Below are 23,356 nucleotides of genomic sequence, written 5' to 3'. Positions count from 1 at the left end.
TGTCGGGACTGCCCTGCCGGTGACCTCGCGAACGGCCCTGATCAGCAGGCCATGATCGAGGTCGTCGACGGAACAGTCATGGTTGTTGGTCATCCGGATTCTAGAGCCGGCACTCATGATCTTCAGCCCCGAACGCCGAGGTGCGGCGGGGACCGCTCACGACGACTCGCGGAGGCTGTCGGGGCGTTGCGCGCCCATCGCGGCCACGGCGTCGCCCACGCCGGCGTGGACGGTCAGCGAGGACCACACGCCGGTGACCTGGAGGACGCGCGCGGGCAGCTCCTGCACGCCGGCCAGGCGCAGGACGCCCCCGTGTTCGAGCACCGCGGCGTTGAGGCGTAACAACACGTGCAGGCCGCGGCTGTCCATGAAGCTCAGCCCGCCCAGGTCGAGCACCATGCCCGCCCCGGGCCGCAGGTGCCGCTCGGTGAAGGACTCCAGCCGCGTCGAGTTGGAGGCATCGAGCTCGCCGATCACGGTCACCAGCACGCCGCCGGGCAGGTCGCGGCAGCTCAGGCTCAGAGGGGTCACGCCGTCACCGGAGGCCGGGCAGCACGAAGGCCCGTCCGGCCTGAAGGGGACGGGTGTGGCGGCGGACGAAGGAGGTCAGGCATCACAGGCCGGCGGCGGGATCGGCTCGGTCACGGGACCGACGCGGTCGCCCGGAGGGCGCGGCCACCCCGACTGTGCTGCCTCTCGATCGCCTGGCCTGCGGCTACGCCCTCGCCGCGGACGCGCCATGTCGCCGCTACGGCCGGGACTCAATCGCGATCATCTCCTCCGTGCCGCGGCGATCGGTGCTCGCCTCCAACCCTTGAGCCTTCGGCGGTGGCGGGTCAGCACATCAGGCGAAGAATCCGGCTCACTCCTGTCCACAGAACGAAACAGGACATCAGTGGATCAGTCGTGGCGGAGCTCGGCCGCGGAGCGGAGGGTGTCGCCGGGCGAGCAGCCGAAGGCGGCCCGGTAAAGCTGGGCGAAGCGCCCGGGGTGGAAGAAGCCCCAGCGGGCGGCGACCGCGGTCACCGTGGTGGCGGGATCGCCGGTCTTCAGCTCGGCGTGCGCGCGGGCCAGCCGGGCCTGGCGCAGGTAGCCCAGCGGGGTGGTGCCGAGGTGCCGGCGGAAGGCGTACTGGAGGGCGCGGGCGCTGACCCGGGCGGCGGTGGCGATCTCGTCGATGCCGATGGGCAGGTCGGCGTGGTCGTCGATGAAGGCCGTCGCCCGGCGCAGCGCCTCGGGACGGGCGGAGCCGGGGGCGGCGTCGTCGGCGTCGGTGGGCAGGGTGGTGAGCACGCTGGCGGCCAGGAGCTGCCCGGCGGTGGAGACGACCAGCGGCTCGGCGGCCAGCTCGGGGGCGGCCAGGACGTCGTCGCGCAGGTAGGCGAGCGTGCGCCGCAGATGGCGGCCGGCGGCGGCGGAGACCGGACGGTGCCCCACCAGCCGGACCGGCTCGGCCCGGCGGCCGGGCAGCGTGCCGGCCATCTGCTGCAGCAGCGCGGGGTCGAACATGATGATGTCGTAGCGCGAGCGGCGGATCTCGCCGCTGTAGGGCAGGTCGTGCGGGGCGAACAACACCGTGTCGCCGGGGCCGAAGAGCTCGTCCGGCCCGCCGGCGACCTGCTGGGCGATGGTGCCGGTCTCGACCGCGCACAGGCACACCTTGCCGAGCGGGTTGACGTCGAAGCTCATCGCGTATTCGAGGTTGAGCCGGTCGATGCTGACCGAGCCCATGACCTGGCGGGAGATCTGGGTGCGGGGGTTCTTCACGTCGGAGCCGATGCGCATCTTGGCGTACGCCTTGCTGAGGAACTCCTCCGTCTGGCCGATGTCACGGCTGTCGAAGACCTCTGGGCCCATCGGACCACCTCTCTCCGGTCGGGGGGACCGCGCCTGCCGCGGCCCGTGCCGATTTTCCCAAACGGCTACGACAACGGGCGGCCGCCGACGGGACAGGGCCCTCTGCCAGGGACGATCCGCTTTTGGTATACCATTTTTCAGGTGACTTCCTGGACGATCTCCAACGTGCGCCCCTGGGGCGGCGCGCCCGTGGACCTGACCATCGACGGTACCCGGATCGCCGCCGTGCTCCCGGCCGGGACGACCCCGCCCGCCGGCGAGCACATCGACGGCCGCGGCCTGCTGGCCCTGCCCGGATTCGTCAACGCCCACGCCCACGTCGACAAGAGCTGGTGGGGCCGGCCCTGGGTGTCGTACGGAGGTGTGGCGACCACGCAGGGCCGCATCGAGCACGAGCGCGCCGAACGGGACAAGTACGGCATCCCGGGTGTCGACGGCACGGTGGCGGTGCTGCGCGAGTTCCTGCGGCACGGCACCACGGCCACCCGCACCCACGTCGACGTCGACCTCGGGGTCGGGCTGCGCGGCATCGAGGCCGTGCGCGAGGCCGCGGCACGGCTCGACGGGGCGATCGAGGTCGAGATCGTGGCCTTCCCGCAGGACGGCGTCGTCCGCCGGCCCGGCGTGCTCGACCTGCTCGACCAGGCCGCGCGGGCGGGCGCCACCAGCATCGGCGGCATCGACCCCGCGACCATCGACCGGGACCCGGTCGCCCAGCTCGACGGCCTGTTCGAGATCGCCGAGCGCCGCGGCGTCGGCCTGGACATCCACCTGCACGACGGCGGCGAGCTCGGCGCGTTCCAGTACGAGCTGATCATCGACCGCACGCTCAGGACCGGCCTGCAGGGCAAGGTCACCGTCTCCCACGGCTTCGCCCTCGGCGACCTGGCCCCCGAACGCCAGCGCGGCCTGCTCGACGACCTCGCCGCGGCGGGCATCTCCTGGGCGACGGTCGCGCCGGTGCGCACCGCGCCCCTCCCGTGGCGGGGCATGGCCGAGCGCGGCATCGGCCTCGGCCTCGGCACCGACGGGATCAGGGACCTGTGGTCGCCGTTCGGCGACGGCGACCTGCTGCGCATCGCCCTCGGCTTCGCCCGGCTGCACGGGCTGCGCTCCGACGACGAGCTCACCGCCGCCGTGGAGCTGGCCACCACCAAGGCGGCGCCGTTCGTGCACCGGGACCGGCACGACCTCGTCGCGGGGGCGCGGGCCGACGTCGTGCTCGTGGACGCCGAGAACGTGCCGGACGCGCTCGTGCGGGTGCCGCCGCGGGCGCTCGTGGTCGCCGGCGGCCGGGTGGTCGCCCGCGACGGCGACGTGCTCCTTGACGCCTGACGCCTGACGCCTGACGCCTGACGCCTGACGCCTGACGCCTGACGCCTGACGCCTGACGCCCGCGACGTGCTCCGGGACGCCTGACGCCCGCGCGGGGTCGCCTGACGCCCCGCGCCGGGTCAGGGAGTGCCGGACCGCTGCCGGTCGGCGTGTTCCCCGATGAGCCGGGAGCTGGTCGCCACGTGCCGGGCGACCAGCTCGCCGACGCGGGTCACGTCGCGGGCGGCGATCGCCTCGTAGAGCTCGCGGTGCTCGTCGGCGACCGCCTGGAGGTCGTCGTGCCGGCCGAGCAGCCAGCGCATCCGGCTGCGCAGCACCTGCCCCACCTCGACCAGCAGGTCGTTGCCCGCGATGGCGGTGGCCGTCTCGTGGAAGTCGGCGGCGGCCCGCCGGGCGCGGACCGCGTCGCCGGCGCGCGCCGCCCGCAGCTCCGCGTCGAGGTCGGCGCGCAGCCGCCGCAGGCCCTGCGCGTCGTGCCGCCGGGCGGCGAGCTGGAAGGTGACGGCCTCGAACGCCGAACGCACCTCCACCAGGTCGGCGACGTCGCGGGCGGTGAACTCGCGCACCACGGCCCAGGTGCGGGGCCGCAACGTCACCAGCCCCTCGGCGGCCAGGGTGGCCAGGGCGTCGCGCACCGGCACCCGGCTCACGCCGAGCTCGGTGGCCAGGTCGCGCTCGACGAGCTTGCTGCCCGGCGGGCGGACGCCGTCGAGGATGTCGTCGCGCAGCCGCCGGATGACGCGTACGGACTCGGGCTCGAACCCGGCTCCTGCCACCATGCCCTCAGTCTCCCACCGGCGCCGCACCGGACGGGCTGTCCGCGTCCCCGGTGTCGAGGCGGCGTGCCTGCTGCTGGAGATGGGCGAGCATGACCTTGCCCGCGGGCGTCAGGGCGCGGGCCCCGGGCAGGGTGGCGCCCACCGAGCGGCGCACCGACGGCAGCGGCACCTGGAGTTCGAGGAGCTGGGGGTCGGTCCTGACGAAGAGGGCGGGCAGGGCGGCGATCATGTCCGTGCCGAGCAGCAGGGAGCGGATCGTCAGGATGGAGCTGCATTCGGTGCGGTCGGGCGGCAGCGGCAGCCCGTTGCGGTGGAACACCTGCTCCAGCTCCCGTCGCAGCGAGGTCTGCTCCAGCGGCAGGATCCACGGGTAGTCCAGCAGGCCGGCCAGCGCGCGGGCGTGCGCCGCCGGGTGCCCGGCGCGGGCGACCAGCAGCACGGGCTCGTTGTAGAGCGGGATCTGGCGCAGGTCCGGGCGGTCCTCGATCGGGTTGAGCCGGCCGAGGATCAGGTCGAGGTCGCCGCCGGTGAGCTGGGGGACCAGCGAGTCGAAGGTGCCCTCCTTGACGATCACGGTGATGCCCGGCCGCTCGGCCTTGAGCGCCGCGATCGAGCGGGGGAGCAGCACGTTCGTGGCGGCCAGCAGGGTGCCGACGGTGACCGTGCCGGCCGTGCCGTCGGCCAGGCCGGCGATGCGCTCGCCCGCGCGGCGCAGCTCGGCCTGCACGGCACGGGCGTGGTCGATGAACGCCTCGCCGAAGAGGGTGGGGGTGACGCCGCGCGATCCGCGGGTGAACAGCTCCACCCCCAGGATCTGCTCCACCTCCCGCAGCCCCCGGGTCACGGCGGGCTGGGCCAGGTGGAGGTGCTCGGCGGCGCGCAGGACGCCGCCCTGCTCGGCGATGGTGGTCACGAGCACGAGGTGCCGCAGCTTGAGCCGGCCGCTCAGCAGGTCCAGCGGACGAGATATCACGAAATCATCATATGGCCAGGGCGAACCTGCCCTATTTCGCTATGTCGGCGGGAACCGGCTGGTCACCCAGGCGCTCGGCGTCGTTGCGCGGGATCACCAGGGCGGCGACCAGGCTGATGACCGTCACCACGGTCAGGTAGGCGGTGATCGACAGCGAGGTCCCGGTCGAGGCGAACAGCGAGGCGGCCACCAGCGGCGTGATCCCGCCGCCCAGCAGCGAGGCGAGCTGGTAGGCGACCGACGTGCCGGAGTACCGGATGGCGACCGGGAAGAAGCTGGCGGTCAGCGTGCCCTGCGGCGCGTGCGTCATGGCCAGCACCGCGCCCATCACCAGCATGAACACCGCGATGAGCGGCTTGTTGCCGGTATTGACGACCGGCAGGATCGCCAGGGCGCCGGCCAGCAGCACCACCGAGCCCCAGGTGAAGACGGCACGCAGCCCGTGCCGGTCGCCGAGGTGGGCCCACAGCGGCGCGGTGACCAGCCAGACGGCGGCGCCGCCGATCACGCAGCTCAGCAGGAACGTCCGCGACAGGCCGGCCGCGGCCTCGCCGTAGCCGAGGATGTAGACCATGAAGATGTAGGCCAGCGCGCTGTTGCCGATGATCACGCCGATCGTGTGCACCACCTCGCGCCAGTGGTCGCGCAACACCACCGCGATCGGCAGCTTGACCGGCTTGCGCCGCTCGACCAGGTCGGCGTAGTCGGGGCTCTCCTCGATGCGCAGCCGCAGGTACAGGCCGACCGCCACCAGCACGATGCTGAGCAGGAAGGGCACCCGCCAGCCCCAGGCCATGAAGCTCTCCTCGCCCAGCAGCGAGGACGTGCCGAGGAAGACGGCGTTGGCGCACAACATGCCCGCCGGGGTGCCCATCATCGGGAACGCCCCGAACAGGCCGCGCCGGCCCTTCGGCGCGTGCTCCATCGTCAGCACCACCGCGCCGCCGAGCTCGCCGCCCAGGCCGATGCCCTGGGCGACGCGCATCACCACGAGCAGCACCGCCGCCCACACGCCCAGGCTGTCGTACGTCGGCAGCACGCCGATCAGCGTGGTGCCGATCCCCATGATGAGCAGCGAGACGACGAGCGTGTTGCGCCGCCCGATCCGGTCGCCGAAGTGGCCGAAGACGATGCCGCCGAGCGGGCGGGCCAGGAATCCCACGGTCATGGTGCCGAAGGAGGCGATGGAGCCGGCGACCGGGTCCATGGCGGGGAAGAACTGCTTGTTGAAGACGAGGGCCGCGGCGGTGCCGTAGAGGAAGAAGTCGTACCACTCGATGGCGGTGCCGATGAAGGCGGCCCGCGAGACGCGGCGGGCGGCCAGGCGGCGATCTGTGTCCATCTCTCTGTGCCTTCCGAATGAGGGTACGGAAGAGGATGCACGCTGGTGGTATGCCAGAACGAATACCGATTCGGTCGGCAGGCATAGCAGAACCGACATATAACGAAATAAGGATAGCCAGGCGACATTTCGGTATTGGACTGTTATGTCGAGCGATCAGCAGAATGTCGACCATGAAGCCCGCGCACTACGTCAACGGCGTCTTCACGACGGCGGGGACCGACTTCCCCCTCATCTCGCCCGTCGACGGCCGCACCGTCGGAGCCGTCCCCGAGGCGTCCCGCGAGACCGTCGACGAGGCCGTCCGGGCCGCCCGCGCCGCCCTCGACGGCCCCTGGGGCGCCACCTCCACCGAGGAGCGGTGCGCGTACCTGCGCCGGATCGCCGACGGGATCGAGGCCAGGTTCGAGGAGTTCGTCGAGGCCGAGGCCGCCGACACCGGCAAGCCGCGCGAGCTGGCCGCGACGGTGGACATCCCGCGCGCCGCCGGCAACTTCCGCGCCTACGCCGACCTGGCCTACGGCCGTCCCGAACGGGCCTACAACACCAGCGTCCCGGCCTGGAGCGGCAGCGGGCAGGCGCTCAACTACACCGTGCGCCGCCCGCTCGGCGTGGTCGCCGTCATCTCGCCGTGGAACCTGCCGCTGCTGCTGCTCACCTGGAAGGTCGCGCCGGCCCTGGCCGCGGGCAACGCCGTCGTCGCCAAGCCGTCGGAGGAGACCCCCTCCACCGCCACCCTGCTGGCCGAGGTGATCGACGCGGCGGGCCTGCCGGCCGGCGCGTTCAACCTGGTCCACGGCCACGGCGCGGGGGCGGCCGGCGAGCACCTGACCGCGCACCCCGGCGTGGACGCCATCGCCTTCACCGGCGCCTCGGCCACCGGCAGCGCCATCATGCGCAACGCCGCCGCGCACGTCACCCCGGTCTCCTTCGAGCTCGGCGGCAAGAACCCGGCCCTGGTCTTCGCCGACGCCGACCTGGAGGAGGCCGTCGAGGGCACGATCCGCTCCAGCTTCACCCACTCCGGCCAGATCTGCCTGTGCACCGAGCGCGTCTACGTCCAGCGCCCGATCTTCGAGGCGTTCACCCAGGCACTGGCCGAGCGGGCCAGGGGCCTGCGCGGCTACGGGCCGATGATCTCGGCCCAGCACCGCGACAAGGTGCTGTCCTACTACCGCCTCGCCGTCGAGGAGGGCGCGACGGTGCTGGCCGGAGGAGGCGTGCCGGAGTTCGGCGACGCCCGCGACGGCGGCTTCCACGTCGAGCCCACCGTGATCACCGGCCTGCCGCCGCACGCCAGGACCGTCCGCGAGGAGGTCTTCGGCCCCATCTGCCACGTCGCCCCCTTCGACGACGAGGAGGAGGCCGTCCGGCTGGCCAACGACAGCCCGTACGGCCTGGCCGCCACCGTGTGGACCACCGACCTGTCGCGCGCCCACCGCGTGGCACCCCGGATCCAGGCCGGCATCGTCTGGGTCAACTGCTGGAACCTGCGCGACCTGCGCACCCCGTTCGGCGGCGTGAAGGCCTCCGGCATCGGGCGTGAGGGCGGCGAGTACTCGCTCGACTTCTTCTCCGAGCCGGTCAACGTGTGCGTCAAGATATGAGGACTGAAGTGACAGACAACCATCGCGCCGCCGCCGCGCGGCTGCTGGAGGCGTACGCGTCCGGCCGCCCGTGCGAGCCGGTCCGCGACCTGGTCGACGGCCTGGAGGCGGCCTACGCGGTGCAGAGCCTGCTCACCGAGCACTGGCTCGGCGAGGGCAGGCGGATCACCGGCCGCAAGGTCGGGCTGACCAGCAAGGCCGTGCAGGCGCAGCTCGGCGTCGGCTCGCCCGACTTCGGCGTGCTGTTCGCCGACATGGCGGTGCCCGACGGCGCGGAGATCCCGGCCGGCGCGGTGCTCCAGCCGCGCGCCGAGGCCGAGGTCGCGCTCGTGCTCGACCGCGACCTGCCGCACGAGCGCCACACGGTCGCCGACGTGATCGCCGCGACGGCGTTCGCGCTGCCCGCGATCGAGGTCGTCGGCAGCCGCATCCGCGACTGGGACATCACCCTGGCCGACACCGTCGCCGACAACGCCTCCTCCGGCCTGTACGTGCTCGGCAACCGCCCGGTCCCGCTGCGCGACGTGGACCTGCGGCTGGCCGGGATGGTCATCGAACGGCGCGGCGAGCAGGTCTCGACCGGCGTCGGCGCGGCCTGCCTGGGCCACCCGCTGCACGCCGCGGTCTGGCTGGCCGACACGCTGGCCGCGCTCGGCCGCCCGCTCCGGGCGGGCGACACCGTGCTGACCGGGGCGCTCGGCCCGGTCGTCCCGGTGAGTCCGGGCGACGTGCTGGAGGCCCGCATCGACGGGCTGGGCGACGTCCGCGCCGCCTTCGCCGCCGACGACGAGAAGGAGGAGCGGTGAACGCGCTCGCCGAACGCCTGGACGAGGCCACCCTGACCGGCCGCGCCATCCCCCGCCTGACCGACACGGCCGACCTCGACGTGCCCGCCGCGTACGAGGTCCAGCGCGCCCTGATCGAACGGCGGCTGGCCCGCGGCGAGCGGATCATCGGCGTCAAGATGGGCTTCACCAGCCGCGCCAAGATGGCCCAGATGGGCGTGGACGACGTCATCTGGGGCCTGCTCACCGACGCCATGCTGGTGGAGTCCCGGCTCGACACCGCCGGCCTGATCCACCCGCGGATCGAGCCGGAGATCGCGTTCCTGCTGGACCGGCCGGTGCGCGGCACGGCCGACGTGGCCTCGGCCGTCGGCGGCGTCGCGGTCGGTTACGAGGTGCTCGACTCCCGCTACGAGGGCTTCAGCTTCACCCTGCCCGACGTCATCGCCGACAACGCCTCGGCCAGTGGCTTCGGCGTCGGCCCCTGGCGCCGCCCGCAGGACGCCGGCGACCTCGGCAACCTCGGCCTGGTCATGGAGATCGACGGCCGCCAGGTCGCCGGCGGCTCGTCGGCGGCCATCCTCGGCCACCCGCTGCGCGCGCTGACCGCGGCCGCCCGGCTGACCAGGGCCGCCGGGATCGAGATGGAGGCCGGCTGGATCGTCCTGGCCGGCGCGGCCACGGCGGCGCTGCCGCTGCCCGCCGGGGCGCACGTACGCGTCGGCGCCGCCGGCCTCGGACACGTGGAGGTGACCACCCGATGAGCGACGCGCTGCTGGTCGAGGGCAAGGCCCGGCCCCGCGGCCGGTTCCCGCACGTCAAGCGGGCCGGCGACTTCGTGTTCGTGTCGGGCACCAGCTCCCGCCGCCCCGACGGCTCCTTCGCCGGGGCGAGCGCGGACGAGCTGGGCACCACCAGCCTCGACATCCGCGAGCAGACCAGGGCGGTGATCGAGAACATCGCCGACCTGCTGGCCGCCGCCGGAGGCGGCCTGGACGACGTGGTGAACGTGACCGCGTACCTGGTCAGCATGAACGACTTCGGCGGCTACAACGAGGTCTACGGCGAGTACTTCGACGAGAGCGGCCCGGCCCGCACCACCGTCGCCGTCCACCAGCTCCCGCACCCGCACCTGCTGATCGAGATCTCCTGCACCGCCCTCATCCCCCAAAGGAGCCAGGCATGATCCCCCCCTTCAACCTGAACAAGTGGATCGACGAGCACCAGGACCTGCTCAAGCCGCCGGTCGGCAACGCGCAGATCTGGAAGGACGCCGACCTCATGGTGACGATCGTGGGCGGGCCCAACCAGCGCACCGACTTCCACGACGACCCGATCGAGGAGTTCTTCTACCAGCTGCGGGGCGGCATGGTGCTGCGGGTCATGGAGGAGGAGGGCAAGCCGCCGGTGGACGTGCAGATCGGCGAGGGCGACGTCTTCCTGCTGCCGCCGCACGTGCGGCACTCGCCGCAGCGGCCGGTGCCCGGCTCGATCGGCCTGGTCGTGGAGTTCGCCCGCCCGCAGGGCGCGCTGGACGCCTTCGAGTGGTACTGCGTCAACTGCCACCGGCTGGTCCACCGTGCCGAGGTGCAGCTCCAGTCGATCGTGGACGACCTGCCGCCGGTCTTCCGCGCCTTCCACGAGGGCGACCGCACCTGCCCCCACTGCGGCGCCGAGCACCCCGGCAAGGACTGGCCGGACCACCTGCGGCCGGTGGTCCGGTGACCATGATCGACGTGCACGCGCACGTCTTCCCGCGGATCTCCCGCGAGGAGGCCAGGACGCTCGCCGGGGCCGGCGAGCCGTGGCTGCGCGACGGCATGATGATGAGCGGCGAGGACGACTACCGCCCGGTCACGCCGGAGCTGTGGGACGCCGGGGCCCGCGTGGCCGCCATGGACCGCACCGGGGTGGCCGTGCAGGCGGTCTCCTCGACCCCGCTGCTGTTCGGCTACGCGGCCGACCCGGCCCGCGCCGCCGAGTGGTGCGCCATGGTCAACGACCGCGTGCTCGACCACTGCGCGCAGGCCCCCGACCGGCTGCTGCCGCTGTGCCAGGTGCCCTTGCAGGACGCCGCACTGGCCGCGAAGACCGTCACCGAGGCCAAGGCCGCCGGTCACCGCGGCGTGCACATCGGCAACCACGTCGGCCCGCGCAACCTGGACGACCCCGACATCGTCGCCTTCCTCGCGCACTGCGCCGAGCAGGACATGCCGGTGCTCGTCCACCCCTGGGACATGCTCGGCGCCGACCGCATGCGCGGCCACATGATGCCGTGGCTGGTCGGCATGGCGGCCGAGACCCACCTCGGCATCCTGTCGCTGATGTTGTCCGGGGCGTTCGAGCGGCTGCCGGGCTCGCTGCGGCTGTGCTTCTGCCACGGCGGCGGCAGCTTCGCCTACCTGCTGGGCCGGGCCGACAACGCCTGGCACCAGCGCGACATCGTCCGCGAGCACTCGCCCAGGCCGCCGTCGGCCTACACCAACCGCTTCTACGTGGACTCCGCGGTGTTCGACCCGCGCGCCCTGCGGCTGCTGATCGAGGTGATGGGGGCCGAGCGCGTCATGCTCGGCACCGACTTCCCGTTCCCGCTGGGAGAGCAGGAGCCGGGCGCGGTCGTGCGCGCCTGCGCCGAGCTGGACGAGCAGGGCCGCGCCGCCGTCCTGGGCGGCAACGCCGCCGCCTTCCTGGGGCTCGGGGGATGACGGTCGCCGAGACGCCGCTCGGGGCGTTGCGCGGCGTCCGGGCCGGCGGCGTGAGCGCGTTCAAGGGCGTGCGCTACGCCGCGCCCGCCCGCCGCCTGGCCGCGCCGGAGCCCGCGCGCCCCTGGCGGGGCGTCGCGGACGCCCGCACCCCCGGCCCGCCCGCCCCGCAGCGGCCCGGCCGCATGGCCTGGGTGCCGGGCCTGGAGATCGACCCGGCCACGTCGGCCGAGGACTGCCTGTTCCTCGACGTCTGGACGCCCTCCGCCGAGGGGCGCCGCCCGGTGCTGGTGTTCCTGCACGGCGGCGCGTTCGTCTTCGGCTCCGGCTCCCAGGCGATGTACGACGGCACCGCGCTCGCCCGTGACCACGGCCTGGTCGTGGTGACCGTGAACTACCGGCTCGGCCTGCCGGGCTTCTGGCACGGCGACGGCGTGCCGGCCAACCTGGCGCTGCGCGACCAGATCGCCGCCCTGGAGTGGGTGCGCGCCAACATCGCGGCCTTCGGCGGCGACCCGGCGAACGTCACCCTGGCCGGGCACTCGGCGGGCGGCACCTGCGTGCTGGCCCTGATGACGTGCGCGCCCGGCCTGTTCGCGCGGGCGGCGGCGATGAGCCCCGTCCCGTACGGGTTCCGCACGCCCGCCGAGGCCGCCGACTGGACCTCGGTGGCGCGTTCCGCGCTCGGCGGCGACCCGTACGCCGTGCCGCTCGCGGGGCTGCTGGCCGCCGAGGAGGCCGCCGTACGCGCCTGCGCCCCGGCCGCGGGGCTGCTGCCCGCCGCGCCCGTCGTGGACGGCGACCTGCTGGCCGTCCACCCGGTGGAGGCCGTCCGGACGGGCGCCGCCGCGCGCGTCCCGCTGCTGGTGACGACGACGGCCGAGGAGACCCGCCTGTTCACCGCGATCGGCCAGGACGGCCTGGACACCGGCGAGCTCTTCGCCGGGCCCGCCCAGGAGCTCGCCGACGCCCATCACGGCCCCGCCGGGCACCACGTCTGCGGGCACCGCTCGCCGATGAGCCACGCCGGCGTCGCCCTGGGCGCCTGCCACCTGGCCGACGTCCCCCTCTACCTCGGCACCCACGGAAGCCCGCTGACCGGCACGGGCCCCCAGGTGGACGCCCTGTCCCACTCGATGAGCACCACCTTCGCCCGCTTCTGCCACGACGGCACGGGCCCGTGGATCACCCGGGCCGGCCGCGAGGCGGACGGGCTCACGGGCCGTCGGGGGTGGTGAGGGGGTGGCCGGGGAGCGGGGTGGACAGGATCATGGTGCTGGAGGGCGGGCCGTAGACCGCCAGGCGGTCGATCAGGTCCTCGAAGGCGACCATGGAGACGGCCACGATCCGCAGGATGCTGCACACGTCGCCGGTGACCCGGTGGATCTCGCGGACCTCCGGCCAGCCGGCCACCTCGGGGTCGCGCAGCACGCAGCGGGTGCCGTAGCAGGACATGCGGATGAAGGCCGAGACCGGCCAGCCGGCCCGCACCGGGTCCACCGCCGCGTGGTAGCCGGTGATCACGCCCGATTCCTCCAGCTTCCGTACGCGGTCGGCCACCGAGGGCGCGGACAGGTGGACCCGGCGCGACAACTCCTTGAGGGAGAGCCGGGCGTTGTCCTGGAGTTCGCGCAGCAACTCCCAGTCGGTCTCGTCCACGATCACGCCTTCCGTTCGTAAGCCCCAAATTATGATTTATACCGAAAGATAAGCCTATATGGCGATATAGCCTTCTATATGGCATTCCTTCTCCACCATCCCGACGCCATCATGGGGACAGCAAGGCTAAGAGAAGGGCAAGCGCGTGGACGCGACGCGACAGTTAGCAGCAGTGCGGCCGACCACGGCGGAGGAACGCGCCGCAAGAGCCAGGGCGACGGGCGGAGCTCCCACCCTGGACTTCCAGACCCGCACCCCCTACGACGCCTACGTCCGCACCGACGTGCTGCACGACCTGCAGCACCCGATGAGCGACGACGCGGGCGAGATGTCGTTCCTGATGATCACTCAGGTGATGGAGCTGTACTTCAAGCTCATCGCCTTCGAGCTGCGCAACGCGCAGGAGCGGCTGCGGGCCGACGACGTGTGGGCCGCGCTGGACCCGCTCCGCCGTACCGTGCTGCACCTGGAGGGCCTGAACGCGAGCTGGCGCGGCCTGCGCTGGATGACCCCCGCCGACTTCAACCGCTTCCGGGACGAGCTCGGCGAGGCCAGCGGCCTGCAGTCGGCGATGTACCGGCACGTGGAGTTCCTGCTGGGGCTGAAGAACCCGGCCCTGCTGCGCCCGTTCAGACGCCAGGACCGCACCCACCGCGACCTGCTCACCACCCTGGAGTCGCCGAGCCTGTGGGACGACGCCATCGCCCTGCTGGCCCGGCTCGGCCACGACCTCCCCCACGAGCTGCTGGAGCGCGACTTCGCCGTCGAGCACGAGCCGCACCCGGCCGTCGAGCAAGCCTGGGTCGAGGTGTACCGCGACACCGGCCCCGGCAACGCGCCGCGGCTGCTCGGCGAGGCGCTGACCGACGTGGCCGAGCAGTTCGGCGACTGGCGCTACCAGCACGTGACGGCGGTCCGCCGGTCGATGGGCGCCAAGCCCGGCAGCGGCGGCTCCAACGGCCTGGCCTGGCTGGAACGCAGCATGGCGCGGGTGGTCTTCCCCGAGCTGTGGTCCGCCCGGACCCACATGTGAAGGACGGACGACACGTGATCGACGACTGGAAACCCGCCGAGCAGGACGCCCTGCGCCGCGACCGCGACGACCCGGGCCACCGCGAGCTGTTCCTGATCCCGCCCGCCGACGGCGGCGGCCACCCCGAGTGCGCCTACTTCGCCGGCAACTCCCTGGGCCTGCAGCCCCGGGCGACCGCGGCGGAGCTGGCCGAGGACCTGGAGGCCTGGGCCCGGCTCGGCGTGGAGGGACATCTGGAGGGGGCCCGCCCGTGGCTGCCCTACCACGAGCGGCTCACCGGCCCGGCCGCCCGGCTGGTCGGCGCGCTGCCCGAGGAGACCGTGGTGATGAACTCGCTGACGGTCAACCTGCACCTGCTGATGGTCTCGTTCTACCGGCCGCGCGGCACGCGGACCCGGATCCTCATCGAGGACACCGCGTTCCCCTCCGACAGCTACGCCGTGCGCAGCCAGGCCCGCCTGCACGGCCTCGACCCGGACGAGACGGTGGTCCGGCTGCGCGACGGCCGGGAGGTGCTGGACTACCTGGACCGCGAGGGCGACACGGTCGCGCTGGTCCTGCTGGGCGGCGTCAACTACCTGACCGGCGAGCTCATGGACATCCCGGCGATCACCGCGGCCGGCCGGGCGAGCGGCGCGGCCGTCGGCTGGGACCTGGCGCACGCCGCCGGCAACGTCCCGCTGGAGCTGCACGCGTGGGGGCCGGACTTCGCCGCCTGGTGCTCCTACAAGTACCTCAACTCCGGGCCCGGCGCCCTCGGCGGCGTGTTCGTCCACCAGCGGCACCTGGGCGACCCGGCGCTGCAGCGGCTGGAGGGCTGGTGGAGCACCGAGCAGGCGACCCGGTTCGAGATGGCGCCGGTCTCCCGGCCGCCGGCCAGTGCCGACGCCTGGCAGGTCTCCAACCCGCCGATCTACGCGATGGGCCCGGTGCGCACCTCGCTCGGCGTCTTCGACCGGATCGGGATGACCGCCCTGCGGGCCCGCAGCGTACGGCTCACCGCCTACCTGGAGAGCCTGCTCGACCGGGTCACCCCCACCAGGCCGCTCACGGTGGTCACGCCGCGCGACCCCGCCCGCCGGGGCTGCCAGCTCTCCCTGCGCGTCGAGCGCGGCGGCGCGGCCGAGCTGACCCGGCGGCTGCGCCACGAGCACGGGGTGATCGCCGACGCCCGCGAGCCGGACGTCGTCCGCCTGGCGCCGACGCCCCTGTACTCGACCTACCACGACTGCTGGCGCGCCGTCGTCGCGCTGGCCGAGTGCGTCGAGGAGGACCGATGAACGTCACCGTGGTCGGCGCGGGCCTGACCGGCTGCCTGCTCGCCTGCTACCTGGCCCGGCGCGGCCTCGACGTGACCGTCTACGAACGCCGGCCCGACCCGCGCGCCGGGCTCGCCGAGCGCGGCCGGTCGATCAACCTGGCCATCTCCGAACGCGGGCTGGACGCGCTGCGCCGGATCGGCCTGGAGGAGCAGGTCATGGCCGGCGCGCTGCCCATGCGCGGCCGGATGATCCACCCGGTGGACGGTCCGCTGAACTTCCAGCCGTACAGCCACGACGGGGTGCGCTCGATCAACTCCATCAGCCGCGGCGCGCTCAACAACACGCTGCTGGACGCCGCGGAGTCCGCGCCCGGCGTGAAGATCTTCTTCGGGCACCGGCTGACCGGCCTGGACCCGGCGACCGGCGCGATGGAGTTCGACACCGAGGCCGGCCCGGTGCGCGCGGCGGCCGGCGTGGTGCTCGGCGCCGACGGGGCCGGCTCGGCCGTACGGGCCGAGCTGGTGGCCCACCGGGGCATCCGGGAGAGCCTGGACTTCCTCGGCCACGGCTACAAGGAGCTGACGATCCCGCCCGTGGCCGGCGAGTTCGCCTTCGACCCCGGCGCCCTGCACATCTGGCCGCGCGGCACCTCGATGATGATCGCGCTGCCCAACCCCGACCGCTCCTTCACCTGCACGATGTTCTGGCCGACCGAGGGCGCGTCGAGCTTCGCCTCGCTGAGCGGCCCGGCCGCGATCGAACGCCACTTCCGCACCCACTACCCGGACGTGCCCCCCCTCGCGCCCGGTCTGGTAGGGGAGTACATGGAGAACCCGGTCGGCCGGCTCGGCACCGTCCGCTGCGCGCCCTGGCAGACGGACGGCCGGGTCGGCCTGATCGGCGACGCCGCGCACGCCATCGTGCCCTTCTACGGCCAGGGCGCCAACTGCGGCTTCGAGGACGTGACCGTGCTCGACCGGTGCCTGACGGAGACCGGCGGCGACTGGTCCCGCGCGCTGCCGCTGTTCGAGTCGCGGCGCAGGGACGACACAGACGCGATCGCCGAGATGGCGCTGGCCAACTTCGTCGAGATGCGCGACAAGGTCGCCTCCCCGGTGCACCGGCTGACCAAGAGCGTGGAGCACCGCCTCGAACGCGCGCTGCCCGGCCGCTACGTGTCGCGGTACGAGCTGGTGTCGTTCTCCACGGTGCCGTACGCGCAGGTCCGGCGGCGGGTCCGGCGGCAGCACCTGCTGCTGGCCGGGGCCGCCGGGGCCGGGGCCGCGCTGCTGGCGGCGGGCGCGGCCGGGCTCGCCCGGCTCGGCTCGCGCCGGTCCGGCGGGAGGTGAGGGTGGAGAACCGTGCCGTCCTGACCCGCCCGGCGCCCGGCCCGCTCCGGACCCTGCGGTACGGGGACGACGCCGACCAGGTGATCGACCTCTGGCCGGGCGAGGGACCCGTGGTGGCGCTGGTGCACGGCGGGTTCTGGCGCCCGGAGTACGACCGGACGCACCTGCGGCCCATGGCCAACGCGCTGCACCGGGCTGGGTGCGGCGTGGCCGCCGTCGAGTACCGCCGCAGGCCGGGAGATCCGGCGGCGGCGGTCGCCGACCTGCGGGCCGCGGTCGGCCTGCTGCGTCCCTCGGTGGTCGTCGGCCACTCGGCCGGCGGTCATCTCGCCATGTGCGCCGCCCCGGACGGGACCGCCGTCCTCGCCCTGGCACCGGTCGCCGACCTGCGGCTGGCCGCGCGGCTGGACCTCGACGACGGCGCGGTGGCCGACTTCCTCGGCGGACCGCCGGACGAGCATCCCGGCCTGGACCCGGTACGCCTGCCGGACCGGACGGGCCCGCTGGTGATCGTGCACGGCACGGCGGACGAGCGGGTCCCCGTCCAGGTCTCGGAGTCGTACCTGGCGGCCCACCCGGGGACGTCGCTGGTGCGCGTCCCGGGGGCGGGCCACTTCGTGCTCATCGACCCGGAGAGCCGTACCTGGCCGCTGGTCAGGCGTGAGCTGACCGCCCTCCTGCCCGCCTGACGGCGTCCGCCGCGAGCAGCGCCGCGCCGAGCTGGACCGCGACCAGCGAGCGCAGCGGGATCGGCGTGCCCTGCGCGTCGGCCTCGGCCTGCTCGAACCACTCGTCGAAGCGCGCGCCGAGCCGGGCGCGCTCGGCCCGGACGGCGGGCGTCGCGTTGCCCGCGGCCAGCTCGGCGTCCAGCATGCGCAGGTAGGTGCCGCAGTACCGCAGCCGCATGGAGTGCACGAGCTGCCGGCCGCCGACCACCTCGGCCACCGTGGCCGGGCGGTCGGTGCCGGGCAGGTCCTCCCACTCGCTGATGAACTCGTCGTGGGCGCCGACGAAGTCCTCCAGCGCCCGGCGGAAGGGGGAGGACACGGTCAGGTCGCCTTTGGCGCGGGCGAGCGAGGCGGCCAGCTCGCCGATCAGCTCGCGCTGCCCGGCCAGGAAGTCGCGGATCGTCTCGTGGTACTTCTGGCCGGTCGGGGTCTGGTCGGCGACGCGGGGGTCGGCCCAGTAGGGCAGCTCGGCGATCAGGTGCAGGGCGCCGAAGCGCTCGGCGTAGTCGACGCTGCCGCCGCCGATGCCGTACGTCGCGGCGATGTCGGCGCCGCGCGGCGTCAGGTAGGCCGCCGGCGCGATCTGGACGGCGCCCGGCAGCTCCGGCGGGCCCATGTGCAGCGGCAGGCCCTCGGCCGTGGCGATGGCGGTCAGGCGGGCGGCGAGCGCGGGGTCGTTGCGGCTGAGGTAGTAGAAGGCGCCCTGGAGCTCGCCGTTGTGCAGGGAGTAGACGAGGGCGGGCCGGACCTCGTCCATCAGCCGCATCAGCGCCTCGGTCTCCGGCAGCGTGCGGTCGAAGAAGTAGTCCTCGCCGGTCAGCGGGAAGGTCCATTCGACCTGGTCGGCCTCGGCCGGGCGGTAGAAGTGCTCGGCGTAGGCGCGGCGGTCGCTCGGGCGGGCGTACCAGCCCTCGTTGAGCCGGGCGCCGTCGGGGTCGACGCAGGGGACGAGGTGCCAGCGGAAGCCGAAGTCCTCCCGCAGCGCGGCGTCCTCGACGAGCTGCCGCAGCAGCGTGCTGACGGTGAGCGCGCCGATGGGCTCGTTCGGGTGGGGGCCGCCGATGATCACGGCGTCATGGGGGCCCGCGCCGATGGTGGCCACGCGCAGCGGCTCGCCGAGGCGGGAGGTGCCGATGCGGCGCAGGCGCACCAGGTCGGGATGGGCGGCGGCGAGGTCGTCGAGCTCGGCGTGCATCTGGTCCACCGTCGGGAACGCGGTGAAGTCGGGCACGCGGCTCATGTGGGGGGCGACGTCCATTTCGGGCCTCCTGATAATCTGGATTATTCTAGTAAATCAGATTATCTTTACGGCATGCAGGAGATGTCATGCGGCTGACCAGAGCGGAAAGCAAGGCCGCCAACAAGCGCGCGCTGATCGAGGCCGCCCGCGAGATCGTCGGCAGGGACGGCTCGAAGGCCAAGCTGGAGGACATCACCGAGCTGGCCGGTCTGACCACGGGGGCGGTCTACTCGTTGTTCGGCGGCAAGAACGGGCTGATGGCCGCCATGGTCGACGACTACGTCGGCCCGCTCGACCTGCGCACGCCCGAGACCGGCGGGTTCGGCACGCGGCTGGCGGAGGTCGTGGCCGAGATCGCCCGCCGCTTCCTGCGCATGTCGGCCGACCCGCAGGCGGCCGGCCGGATGTTGTTCGAGGCCCGCGTCCTCGACCTCGTGCTCAACGACCCCGACCTGCGCCGCAGGCTCAACACCTCGATCAGGTCGACCGAGGTCGAGCTCGCCGCGCTGTTCACCGGCCGCGAGCACGGCGGGGCCGCCGTCACCGCGGAACAGGCGCTGCGCCTGGCCCGCGCGCTGAGGGCCCTGCTGTCCGGGCTCGGCCAGAACGTCGTGCTCGGCGCCTACGAGGCCGACGAGCAGTTCTTCGTCGAGACCGCCCTGGCGCTGATCACGCCGACGGTGCTCGGACCGGCCTAGATCACGGCCGGGGTTCGGGGGGACCACACGGCCGCACGTCACCCCACCCCGAAAGGCAGAACCATGTCCAGATCCGGCTTCGGCGTCATCGGCGCGCCGGTGTTGTACATCGGCGTCCTCCAGACCATGGAGATGACGCTCTCGCCCGCGCTCCCGCTCGTCCAGCAGGACCTGGGGGCCTCGCCCGGCGCGCTCGCGTGGATCTTCACCGGCTCGCTGATCAGCTCGGCGATCAGCACGCCCATCGTCGGCCGCCTGGCCGACATGTACGACAAGCGGCGCGTGCTGCTCGCGCTGATGGCGCTCAGCGGCGCCGGGGTCCTGCTCTCCGCCCTGGCGCCGAACATCACCCTGCTGATCGCCGGCATGGCGATCGAGGGCATCTGGCTGGGCGTGCTGCCCCTGACCGTCGGGCTGTTCCGCGACACCCTCACCCCCGAGCGCGCCGCCACCGGCAACGGCCTGGTCGTCGGCGTCGCCGCGCTGGCCAGCGCACTCGGCCTCATCCTGGCCGGGCCCATCACCTCGGCCCTCGGCTACCGGTCGCTGTTCCTGCTGGCCGTGGCCGGCGTGGCGGCGGCCGCCCTGCTGGCCTGGTTCACCGTGCCGTCCACCCCGCGCGCGGCCGGCGGTCGCGTCGACTGGGCGGGCGGGCTGCTGCTCGGCGGCGGCGTGGCCCTGGTCATGCTGGGCCTGACCGCCGTCTCCAGCTGGGGCTGGACGTCCCCGGCCACGCTCGCCCTGTTCGCCGCCGCCGTGCTGACGCTGGGCCCGTGGGTGGTCGTCGAGCTGCGCGTCGCCGACCCGCTCGTGGACCTGCGGCTGCTGGCCGGACGCACCCCGGCCGGGGTGACCGCCATGGGGGTGCTGCTCGGCTTCGCCTCCTTCGGCCTCGTCGTCGCCCTGCCGATGATGCTGGCCGCGCCCGCCGGCACCGGGTACGGCCAGGGCGCCGACACCCTGTGGATCGGCATCTACATGTTCCCCATGGGCGTCGCGGGCACCGTGATCGCGCCGCTGGTCGGGCCGATGACCAGGCTGCTCGGCCGGCGCGCGGTGCTGGTGCTGGGCAGCGTGCTCGTCTGCGCCGGGACCGGCGGGCTGGCCCTGTGGCACTCCGCGCCCTGGCAGGTCATGGCCGCGGTGACGGTCATCGGGCTGGGCGCCTCCATCGGCCTCACCGCCGGGCTCAACGCCGTGGCCGCCGACGTGCCGGGCGAGCGCGCGGCCGGGGTGAGCGGCGTGGTCTTCGTCGCCAAGAGCATCGGCGGCACGTTCGGGGCCCAGTTCGGCGCCATGGTGCTGGCCTCCGGCGCCGTCGCGGGGGTGCCCACCGAGCAGAGCTTCGTCGACACGTACCTGCTCTCGGCGGCGCTGGGCCTGCTGGCCGTCGCCGCCGCCTTCGTGATCCCGGCCACTGTGCGGAAGACGCAAGCGGGGGAGACGGTTTCTGCCCTGGCGACGAAGCCGTCCGTCCGCCCCGGTGAAAGCCTGTGACGATGACGAACGTCTACATCTCCATCGACATGGAAGGCGTGGCGGGCATCGCCACCATGGACCAGGTCTCCCGCGCCGGCCACGGCTACCCGCGGGCCCAGCGCCTGATGACCGCCGAGGCCAACGCCGCCATCGAGGGCGCCTTCGCGGCCGGGGCCGCCAGCGTCCTGGTCAACGACAGCCACGGCACCATGGACAACCTGCTGCACGAGGAGCTCGACCCGCGCGCCCGGCTGATCTTCGGCACGCCCAAGCTCGACTGCATGGCCGAGGGCGTCTCGGCCGAGCACGACGTGGCCATGTTCCTCGGCTACCACGCCGCCGCCGGCTCGCCCGGCGTGCTCGCCCACACCTACTCCTCGCACTTCTACGAGGTGCGGCTCAACGGCGCCATCGTCTCCGAGGCCGAGGTCAACGCCCTGCAGGCGGCCGCCGTCGGCGTGCCGGTGGGGCTGCTCACCGGCGACGACGTCATCTGCGACGTCGCCGGCAAGGCGTTCCCCGGAGTGCGCACGGTCGCGGTCAAGATCGCTCACGGGCACACCGCGGCCGACAGCCTCTCGCCGTCCGAGGCACGGCGGCTGATCAAGGAGGCGGCGGCGGAGACCGTGCGCTCGGCCGGGGAGCTGCGGCCGGTCGAGCTGCCCGGCGTGCTGGAGCTGGAGATCGACATGCCCACCACGCCCGCCGCCGAGCTGGGCGAGCTGGTGCCGGGCGTGCGCCGGATCGCCGACAAGACGCTCGCGGCCACCTTCACCACCCCGAGGGAGGTGCTCGGATGCGTGACGACCTGCTACCACCTGGCGGCGGATGCCATGATCGCCAGGATGGCCCTGTACGGCAGACCAACCAGGTAGCCCCCAGGTTTGCCGCTCCGGACAAGCGTTTCGAACCCGGACATCCAGATACTTGAACGATGGATTTTGAGCAGGTAGAACGCGCGCTCGACGCCCTTCCCGGCCTCCGCTCCGGCGGGCCGGGTCTGGCCGTCGGGGTCTACGCCGACGGCAAGGTGCTGCACACCGCGGCGAGGGGCGTGGCCACCGTCGAGTTCGGCGTCCCGATCGACTCCCGTACCCGCTTCGACATCGCCTCCATCAGCAAGCAGTTCACCGCCGCGTGCCTGCTGCTGCTGGCCCGCGACGGCAGGCTGAGCCTGTCGGACGACGTCCGCGAGCACGTCCCCGAGCTGCGGCTCGACGTGCCCGTCACGCTCGACCAGTGCCTGCGGCACACCGGCGGCCTGCCGGAGTGGTACGGCCTGCAGGCCGTCACCGGCGTCCCGTTCACCCTGATGGACGAGGAACGGCTGATGAAGCTCGTGGCGGGCATGCGCCGGACCACGTTCGAGCCCGGCACCCGTTTCTCCTACTCCAACACCGGCTACGTCCTGGCCGCCGTCGTGATCCGGCGGCTCACCGGCCGGTCGCTGGCCGACTTCGCCCGCGAACGGCTCTTCGAGCCGCTCGGCATGGACGACACCGTCTTCCGCGACGACGCCTCCGTCCCGCTGCCGCGGATGGCCTACGGCTACGACGGCGCCGGCGCGCGGGCCGACACGCAGGAGAGCGCGGTCGGCGACGGCGGCCTGGTGACCGGCGTCGATGACCTCGCCCCCTGGTTCGGCTTCCTGGCCGACGGCCGGGTGCTGGGCGCCGACGTGCGCAGCGCGCTGCTGGAGCGCACCACGCTCGCCGACGGCGCCGTCCTGCGGTACGCCCGCGGCATCTGCCACCTGACCGTCGGCGAGCTGGACGGGTACGGCCACGCCGGCGGCATGCACGGCTACGTCGGCAACCTGCTCCACCTGCCGGAGCCCGGCCTCGGCGTGGCCGTCCTGACCAACCACAGCGGCCTGGACCCGGTCGGCCTCAGCCTCTGCCTGGCCCGCGCCCTCACCGGCCAGGAACCGGCCCCCCGTCCGGCCCCCGCCCCCCGGGCCGACGCCGAGGCGGCGCGGCCCGCCCTGCTCGGGCACTGGTACGACCCGGAGACCGACGCCACGCTCACGCTCGAACCCGCCGGCGACGACGACGGCGGCAAGATCGCCCTGACCGGCGCCCTCGACCTCGAACTCGCCCTCGACGACGACGGCCGCTGGTACGCGCAGGTCCCGGCCGGCCGGATCTGGATCGTGCCGGAGGACGGGCGGCTGCTGTTCGGCCACGACGGGTCGATCCGATGGCCGCACGTGTACGAGCCGTGCGACCCGCCGGGGGAGGAGCCCGCCCCGCGAGGCGCCTGGCTCAACGACGAGACGAGCGTGCTCGCCGTCATCGACGAGGGGACGCTGCGCGTCGGCCTGACCTTCCAGGCCCCCGTGGCCCCCGCACCCGCCGGGACGTGGCGGGCGGGCCCGTTCACCCTGCGCCTCGACGGGGACGGCGACCTGCTGCTCAGCGGCTTCGGCCTGCTCGGCCTGCGCTTCGCCGCCCAGCCCGCGGGCACCGCGCCCGTCGGCATTCCCCCTGGTCTGGTCTAGGGCCGTGTTGGCCTGCAGCACGAGCCGG

General features: G+C 73.6%; 23 protein-coding genes. 16 read left to right on the top strand and 7 right to left on the bottom strand.

The features are described 5' to 3' along the window. Window positions 1-156: 156 nt before the first annotated feature. Complete coding sequence (locus ACFYUV_RS30915; protein ID WP_387674236.1) at window positions 157-531, bottom strand: STAS domain-containing protein; 375 nt, start codon at window positions 529-531, stop codon at window positions 157-159. Between the two features lie 369 nt (window positions 532-900). Beyond that, window positions 901-1,857 (bottom strand): helix-turn-helix transcriptional regulator, encoded by a 957-nt coding sequence (locus ACFYUV_RS30910; protein WP_387674233.1) that lies wholly within the window; start codon window positions 1,855-1,857, stop codon window positions 901-903. Window positions 1,858-1,998: 141 nt separating this feature from the next. On the opposite strand from ACFYUV_RS30910, the gene ACFYUV_RS30905 reads away from it, so the two are divergent. After that, window positions 1,999-3,192, top strand: a complete 1,194-nt coding sequence (locus ACFYUV_RS30905; RefSeq protein ID WP_387674231.1) for an amidohydrolase — start codon at window positions 1,999-2,001, stop codon at window positions 3,190-3,192. Window positions 3,193-3,311: 119 nt separating this feature from the next. Here the strand turns inward: ACFYUV_RS30905 and ACFYUV_RS30900 are convergent, their stop codons facing one another. The 3 genes from ACFYUV_RS30900 to ACFYUV_RS30890 are packed head-to-tail and all read right to left on the bottom strand — an operon-like array spanning window position 3,312 to window position 6,286. Beyond that, window positions 3,312-3,971, bottom strand: coding sequence for a GntR family transcriptional regulator (locus ACFYUV_RS30900; protein WP_387674228.1), 660 nt, complete (start codon window positions 3,969-3,971; stop codon window positions 3,312-3,314). Window positions 3,972-3,975: 4 nt separating this feature from the next. After that, a complete protein-coding gene (locus tag ACFYUV_RS30895; protein WP_364338849.1) occupies window positions 3,976-4,944 on the bottom strand; it encodes a LysR substrate-binding domain-containing protein in 969 nt (322 codons plus the stop codon). Window positions 4,945-4,975: 31 nt separating this feature from the next. Next, entirely contained in the window at window positions 4,976-6,286 is a 1,311-nt protein-coding gene (locus ACFYUV_RS30890) for an MFS transporter (protein WP_358299276.1), read from the bottom strand. A 173-nt stretch (window positions 6,287-6,459) separates the two neighbouring features. Here ACFYUV_RS30890 and ACFYUV_RS30885 point away from each other — a divergent pair, with 173 nt between their 5' ends. The 7 genes from ACFYUV_RS30885 to ACFYUV_RS30855 are packed head-to-tail and all read left to right on the top strand — an operon-like array spanning window position 6,460 to window position 12,618. Then, a complete protein-coding gene (locus ACFYUV_RS30885) occupies window positions 6,460-7,893 on the top strand; it encodes a 2-hydroxymuconic semialdehyde dehydrogenase (protein ID WP_387674223.1) in 1,434 nt (477 codons plus the stop codon). An 8-nt stretch (window positions 7,894-7,901) separates the two neighbouring features. Further along, window positions 7,902-8,699 carry a 2-keto-4-pentenoate hydratase gene (locus ACFYUV_RS30880; RefSeq protein WP_387674220.1) on the top strand — a complete coding sequence of 266 codons (798 nt, stop codon included), beginning with the start codon at window positions 7,902-7,904 and terminating at the stop codon, window positions 8,697-8,699. After that, the gene (locus ACFYUV_RS30875; RefSeq protein ID WP_387674217.1) at window positions 8,696-9,442 is read left to right on the top strand and encodes a 2-keto-4-pentenoate hydratase; all 747 of its coding nucleotides are present in this window, start codon (window positions 8,696-8,698) and stop codon (window positions 9,440-9,442) included. Before ACFYUV_RS30880 ends, ACFYUV_RS30875 begins: the two co-directional genes overlap by 4 nt. Then, window positions 9,439-9,864 (top strand): RidA family protein, encoded by a 426-nt coding sequence (locus ACFYUV_RS30870; RefSeq protein WP_357981716.1) that lies wholly within the window; start codon window positions 9,439-9,441, stop codon window positions 9,862-9,864. The genes ACFYUV_RS30875 and ACFYUV_RS30870 overlap by 4 nt, the downstream gene beginning before the upstream one ends. Further along, on the top strand, window positions 9,861-10,403 hold the full coding sequence (locus tag ACFYUV_RS30865; protein ID WP_357981713.1) for a 3-hydroxyanthranilate 3,4-dioxygenase: 543 nt from the start codon (window positions 9,861-9,863) through the stop codon (window positions 10,401-10,403). The genes ACFYUV_RS30870 and ACFYUV_RS30865 overlap by 4 nt, the downstream gene beginning before the upstream one ends. A 2-nt stretch (window positions 10,404-10,405) precedes the next feature. Continuing rightward, window positions 10,406-11,383, top strand: a complete 978-nt coding sequence (locus ACFYUV_RS30860) for an amidohydrolase family protein (protein WP_387674358.1) — start codon at window positions 10,406-10,408, stop codon at window positions 11,381-11,383. Then, a complete protein-coding gene (locus ACFYUV_RS30855) occupies window positions 11,380-12,618 on the top strand; it encodes a carboxylesterase family protein (RefSeq protein WP_387674214.1) in 1,239 nt (412 codons plus the stop codon). The genes ACFYUV_RS30860 and ACFYUV_RS30855 overlap by 4 nt, the downstream gene beginning before the upstream one ends. Here the strand turns inward: ACFYUV_RS30855 and ACFYUV_RS30850 are convergent. Next, window positions 12,596-13,039 (bottom strand): Lrp/AsnC family transcriptional regulator, encoded by a 444-nt coding sequence (locus ACFYUV_RS30850; protein ID WP_387674211.1) that lies wholly within the window; start codon window positions 13,037-13,039, stop codon window positions 12,596-12,598. The two genes, ACFYUV_RS30855 and ACFYUV_RS30850, sit on opposite strands and share 23 nt — an antisense overlap. A gap of 172 nt (window positions 13,040-13,211) precedes the next feature. On the opposite strand from ACFYUV_RS30850, the gene ACFYUV_RS30845 reads away from it, so the two are divergent. Genes ACFYUV_RS30845 through ACFYUV_RS30830 form a run of 4 tightly spaced genes read left to right on the top strand, consistent with a single transcriptional unit; the run spans window position 13,212 to window position 17,372 of the window. After that, window positions 13,212-14,072 (top strand): tryptophan 2,3-dioxygenase, encoded by an 861-nt coding sequence (locus ACFYUV_RS30845; RefSeq protein ID WP_387674208.1) that lies wholly within the window; start codon window positions 13,212-13,214, stop codon window positions 14,070-14,072. 14 nt (window positions 14,073-14,086) lie between these two features. After that, window positions 14,087-15,352, top strand: a complete 1,266-nt coding sequence (gene kynU, locus ACFYUV_RS30840; RefSeq protein WP_387674206.1) for a kynureninase — start codon at window positions 14,087-14,089, stop codon at window positions 15,350-15,352. Further along, window positions 15,349-16,683: an FAD-dependent oxidoreductase gene (locus ACFYUV_RS30835; RefSeq protein ID WP_387674203.1), complete on the top strand. Its 1,335-nt coding sequence runs from the start codon at window positions 15,349-15,351 to the stop codon at window positions 16,681-16,683. Before kynU ends, ACFYUV_RS30835 begins: the two co-directional genes overlap by 4 nt. A gap of 2 nt (window positions 16,684-16,685) precedes the next feature. Further along, complete coding sequence (locus ACFYUV_RS30830; protein ID WP_387674200.1) at window positions 16,686-17,372, top strand: alpha/beta hydrolase family protein; 687 nt, start codon at window positions 16,686-16,688, stop codon at window positions 17,370-17,372. On the opposite strand, the gene ACFYUV_RS30825 is transcribed toward ACFYUV_RS30830, so the two are convergent. Continuing rightward, the gene (locus tag ACFYUV_RS30825) at window positions 17,338-18,669 is read right to left on the bottom strand and encodes a M14 family zinc carboxypeptidase (RefSeq protein ID WP_387674198.1); all 1,332 of its coding nucleotides are present in this window, start codon (window positions 18,667-18,669) and stop codon (window positions 17,338-17,340) included. The two genes, ACFYUV_RS30830 and ACFYUV_RS30825, sit on opposite strands and share 35 nt — an antisense overlap. Window positions 18,670-18,737: 68 nt before the next feature. Between ACFYUV_RS30825 and ACFYUV_RS30820 the strand changes: the two genes are divergently transcribed. The 4 genes from ACFYUV_RS30820 to ACFYUV_RS30805 all read left to right on the top strand — a co-directional run bounded on the left by ACFYUV_RS30820 (window position 18,738) and on the right by ACFYUV_RS30805 (window position 23,328). Further along, window positions 18,738-19,349 (top strand): TetR/AcrR family transcriptional regulator, encoded by a 612-nt coding sequence (locus tag ACFYUV_RS30820; RefSeq protein WP_387674195.1) that lies wholly within the window; start codon window positions 18,738-18,740, stop codon window positions 19,347-19,349. A gap of 63 nt (window positions 19,350-19,412) precedes the next feature. Further along, entirely contained in the window at window positions 19,413-20,846 is a 1,434-nt protein-coding gene (locus tag ACFYUV_RS30815) for an MFS transporter (protein ID WP_387674192.1), read from the top strand. Window positions 20,847-20,848: 2 nt separating this feature from the next. Beyond that, complete coding sequence (locus ACFYUV_RS30810; RefSeq protein ID WP_387674189.1) at window positions 20,849-21,703, top strand: M55 family metallopeptidase; 855 nt, start codon at window positions 20,849-20,851, stop codon at window positions 21,701-21,703. 59 nt (window positions 21,704-21,762) lie between these two features. Then, window positions 21,763-23,328: a serine hydrolase domain-containing protein gene (locus tag ACFYUV_RS30805; protein WP_387674186.1), complete on the top strand. Its 1,566-nt coding sequence runs from the start codon at window positions 21,763-21,765 to the stop codon at window positions 23,326-23,328. The last annotated feature ends 28 nt before the right edge of the window (window positions 23,329-23,356 follow it).

This window comes from Nonomuraea sp. NPDC003560 (assembly GCF_042878785.1).
GTDB lineage: Bacteria > Actinomycetota > Actinomycetes > Streptosporangiales > Streptosporangiaceae > Nonomuraea.
Note: the sequence above shows the minus strand (reverse complement) of the source record. Positions and strands in the feature narration are given on the sequence as shown.

Bases quoted from the DNA above. Each gene is read 5' to 3' on its own strand.
- ACFYUV_RS30810 (WP_387674189.1), top strand. From the start codon at position 20,849: ATGACGAACGTCTACATCTCCATCGACATGGAAGGCGTGGCGGGCATC.
- ACFYUV_RS30855 (WP_387674214.1), top strand. From the start codon at position 11,380: ATGACGGTCGCCGAGACGCCGCTCGGGGCGTTGCGCGGCGTCCGGGCC.
- ACFYUV_RS30885 (WP_387674223.1), top strand. From the start codon at position 6,460: ATGAAGCCCGCGCACTACGTCAACGGCGTCTTCACGACGGCGGGGACC.
- ACFYUV_RS30865 (WP_357981713.1), top strand. From the start codon at position 9,861: ATGATCCCCCCCTTCAACCTGAACAAGTGGATCGACGAGCACCAGGAC.
- ACFYUV_RS30890 (WP_358299276.1), bottom strand. From the start codon at position 6,286: ATGGACACAGATCGCCGCCTGGCCGCCCGCCGCGTCTCGCGGGCCGCC.
- ACFYUV_RS30820 (WP_387674195.1), top strand. From the start codon at position 18,738: ATGCGGCTGACCAGAGCGGAAAGCAAGGCCGCCAACAAGCGCGCGCTG.
- ACFYUV_RS30870 (WP_357981716.1), top strand. From the start codon at position 9,439: ATGAGCGACGCGCTGCTGGTCGAGGGCAAGGCCCGGCCCCGCGGCCGG.
- ACFYUV_RS30825 (WP_387674198.1), bottom strand. From the start codon at position 18,669: ATGGACGTCGCCCCCCACATGAGCCGCGTGCCCGACTTCACCGCGTTC.
- ACFYUV_RS30910 (WP_387674233.1), bottom strand. From the start codon at position 1,857: ATGGGCCCAGAGGTCTTCGACAGCCGTGACATCGGCCAGACGGAGGAG.
- ACFYUV_RS30900 (WP_387674228.1), bottom strand. From the start codon at position 3,971: ATGGTGGCAGGAGCCGGGTTCGAGCCCGAGTCCGTACGCGTCATCCGG.
- ACFYUV_RS30860 (WP_387674358.1), top strand. From the start codon at position 10,406: ATGATCGACGTGCACGCGCACGTCTTCCCGCGGATCTCCCGCGAGGAG.
- ACFYUV_RS30805 (WP_387674186.1), top strand. From the start codon at position 21,763: ATGGATTTTGAGCAGGTAGAACGCGCGCTCGACGCCCTTCCCGGCCTC.
- ACFYUV_RS30815 (WP_387674192.1), top strand. From the start codon at position 19,413: ATGTCCAGATCCGGCTTCGGCGTCATCGGCGCGCCGGTGTTGTACATC.
- ACFYUV_RS30835 (WP_387674203.1), top strand. From the start codon at position 15,349: ATGAACGTCACCGTGGTCGGCGCGGGCCTGACCGGCTGCCTGCTCGCC.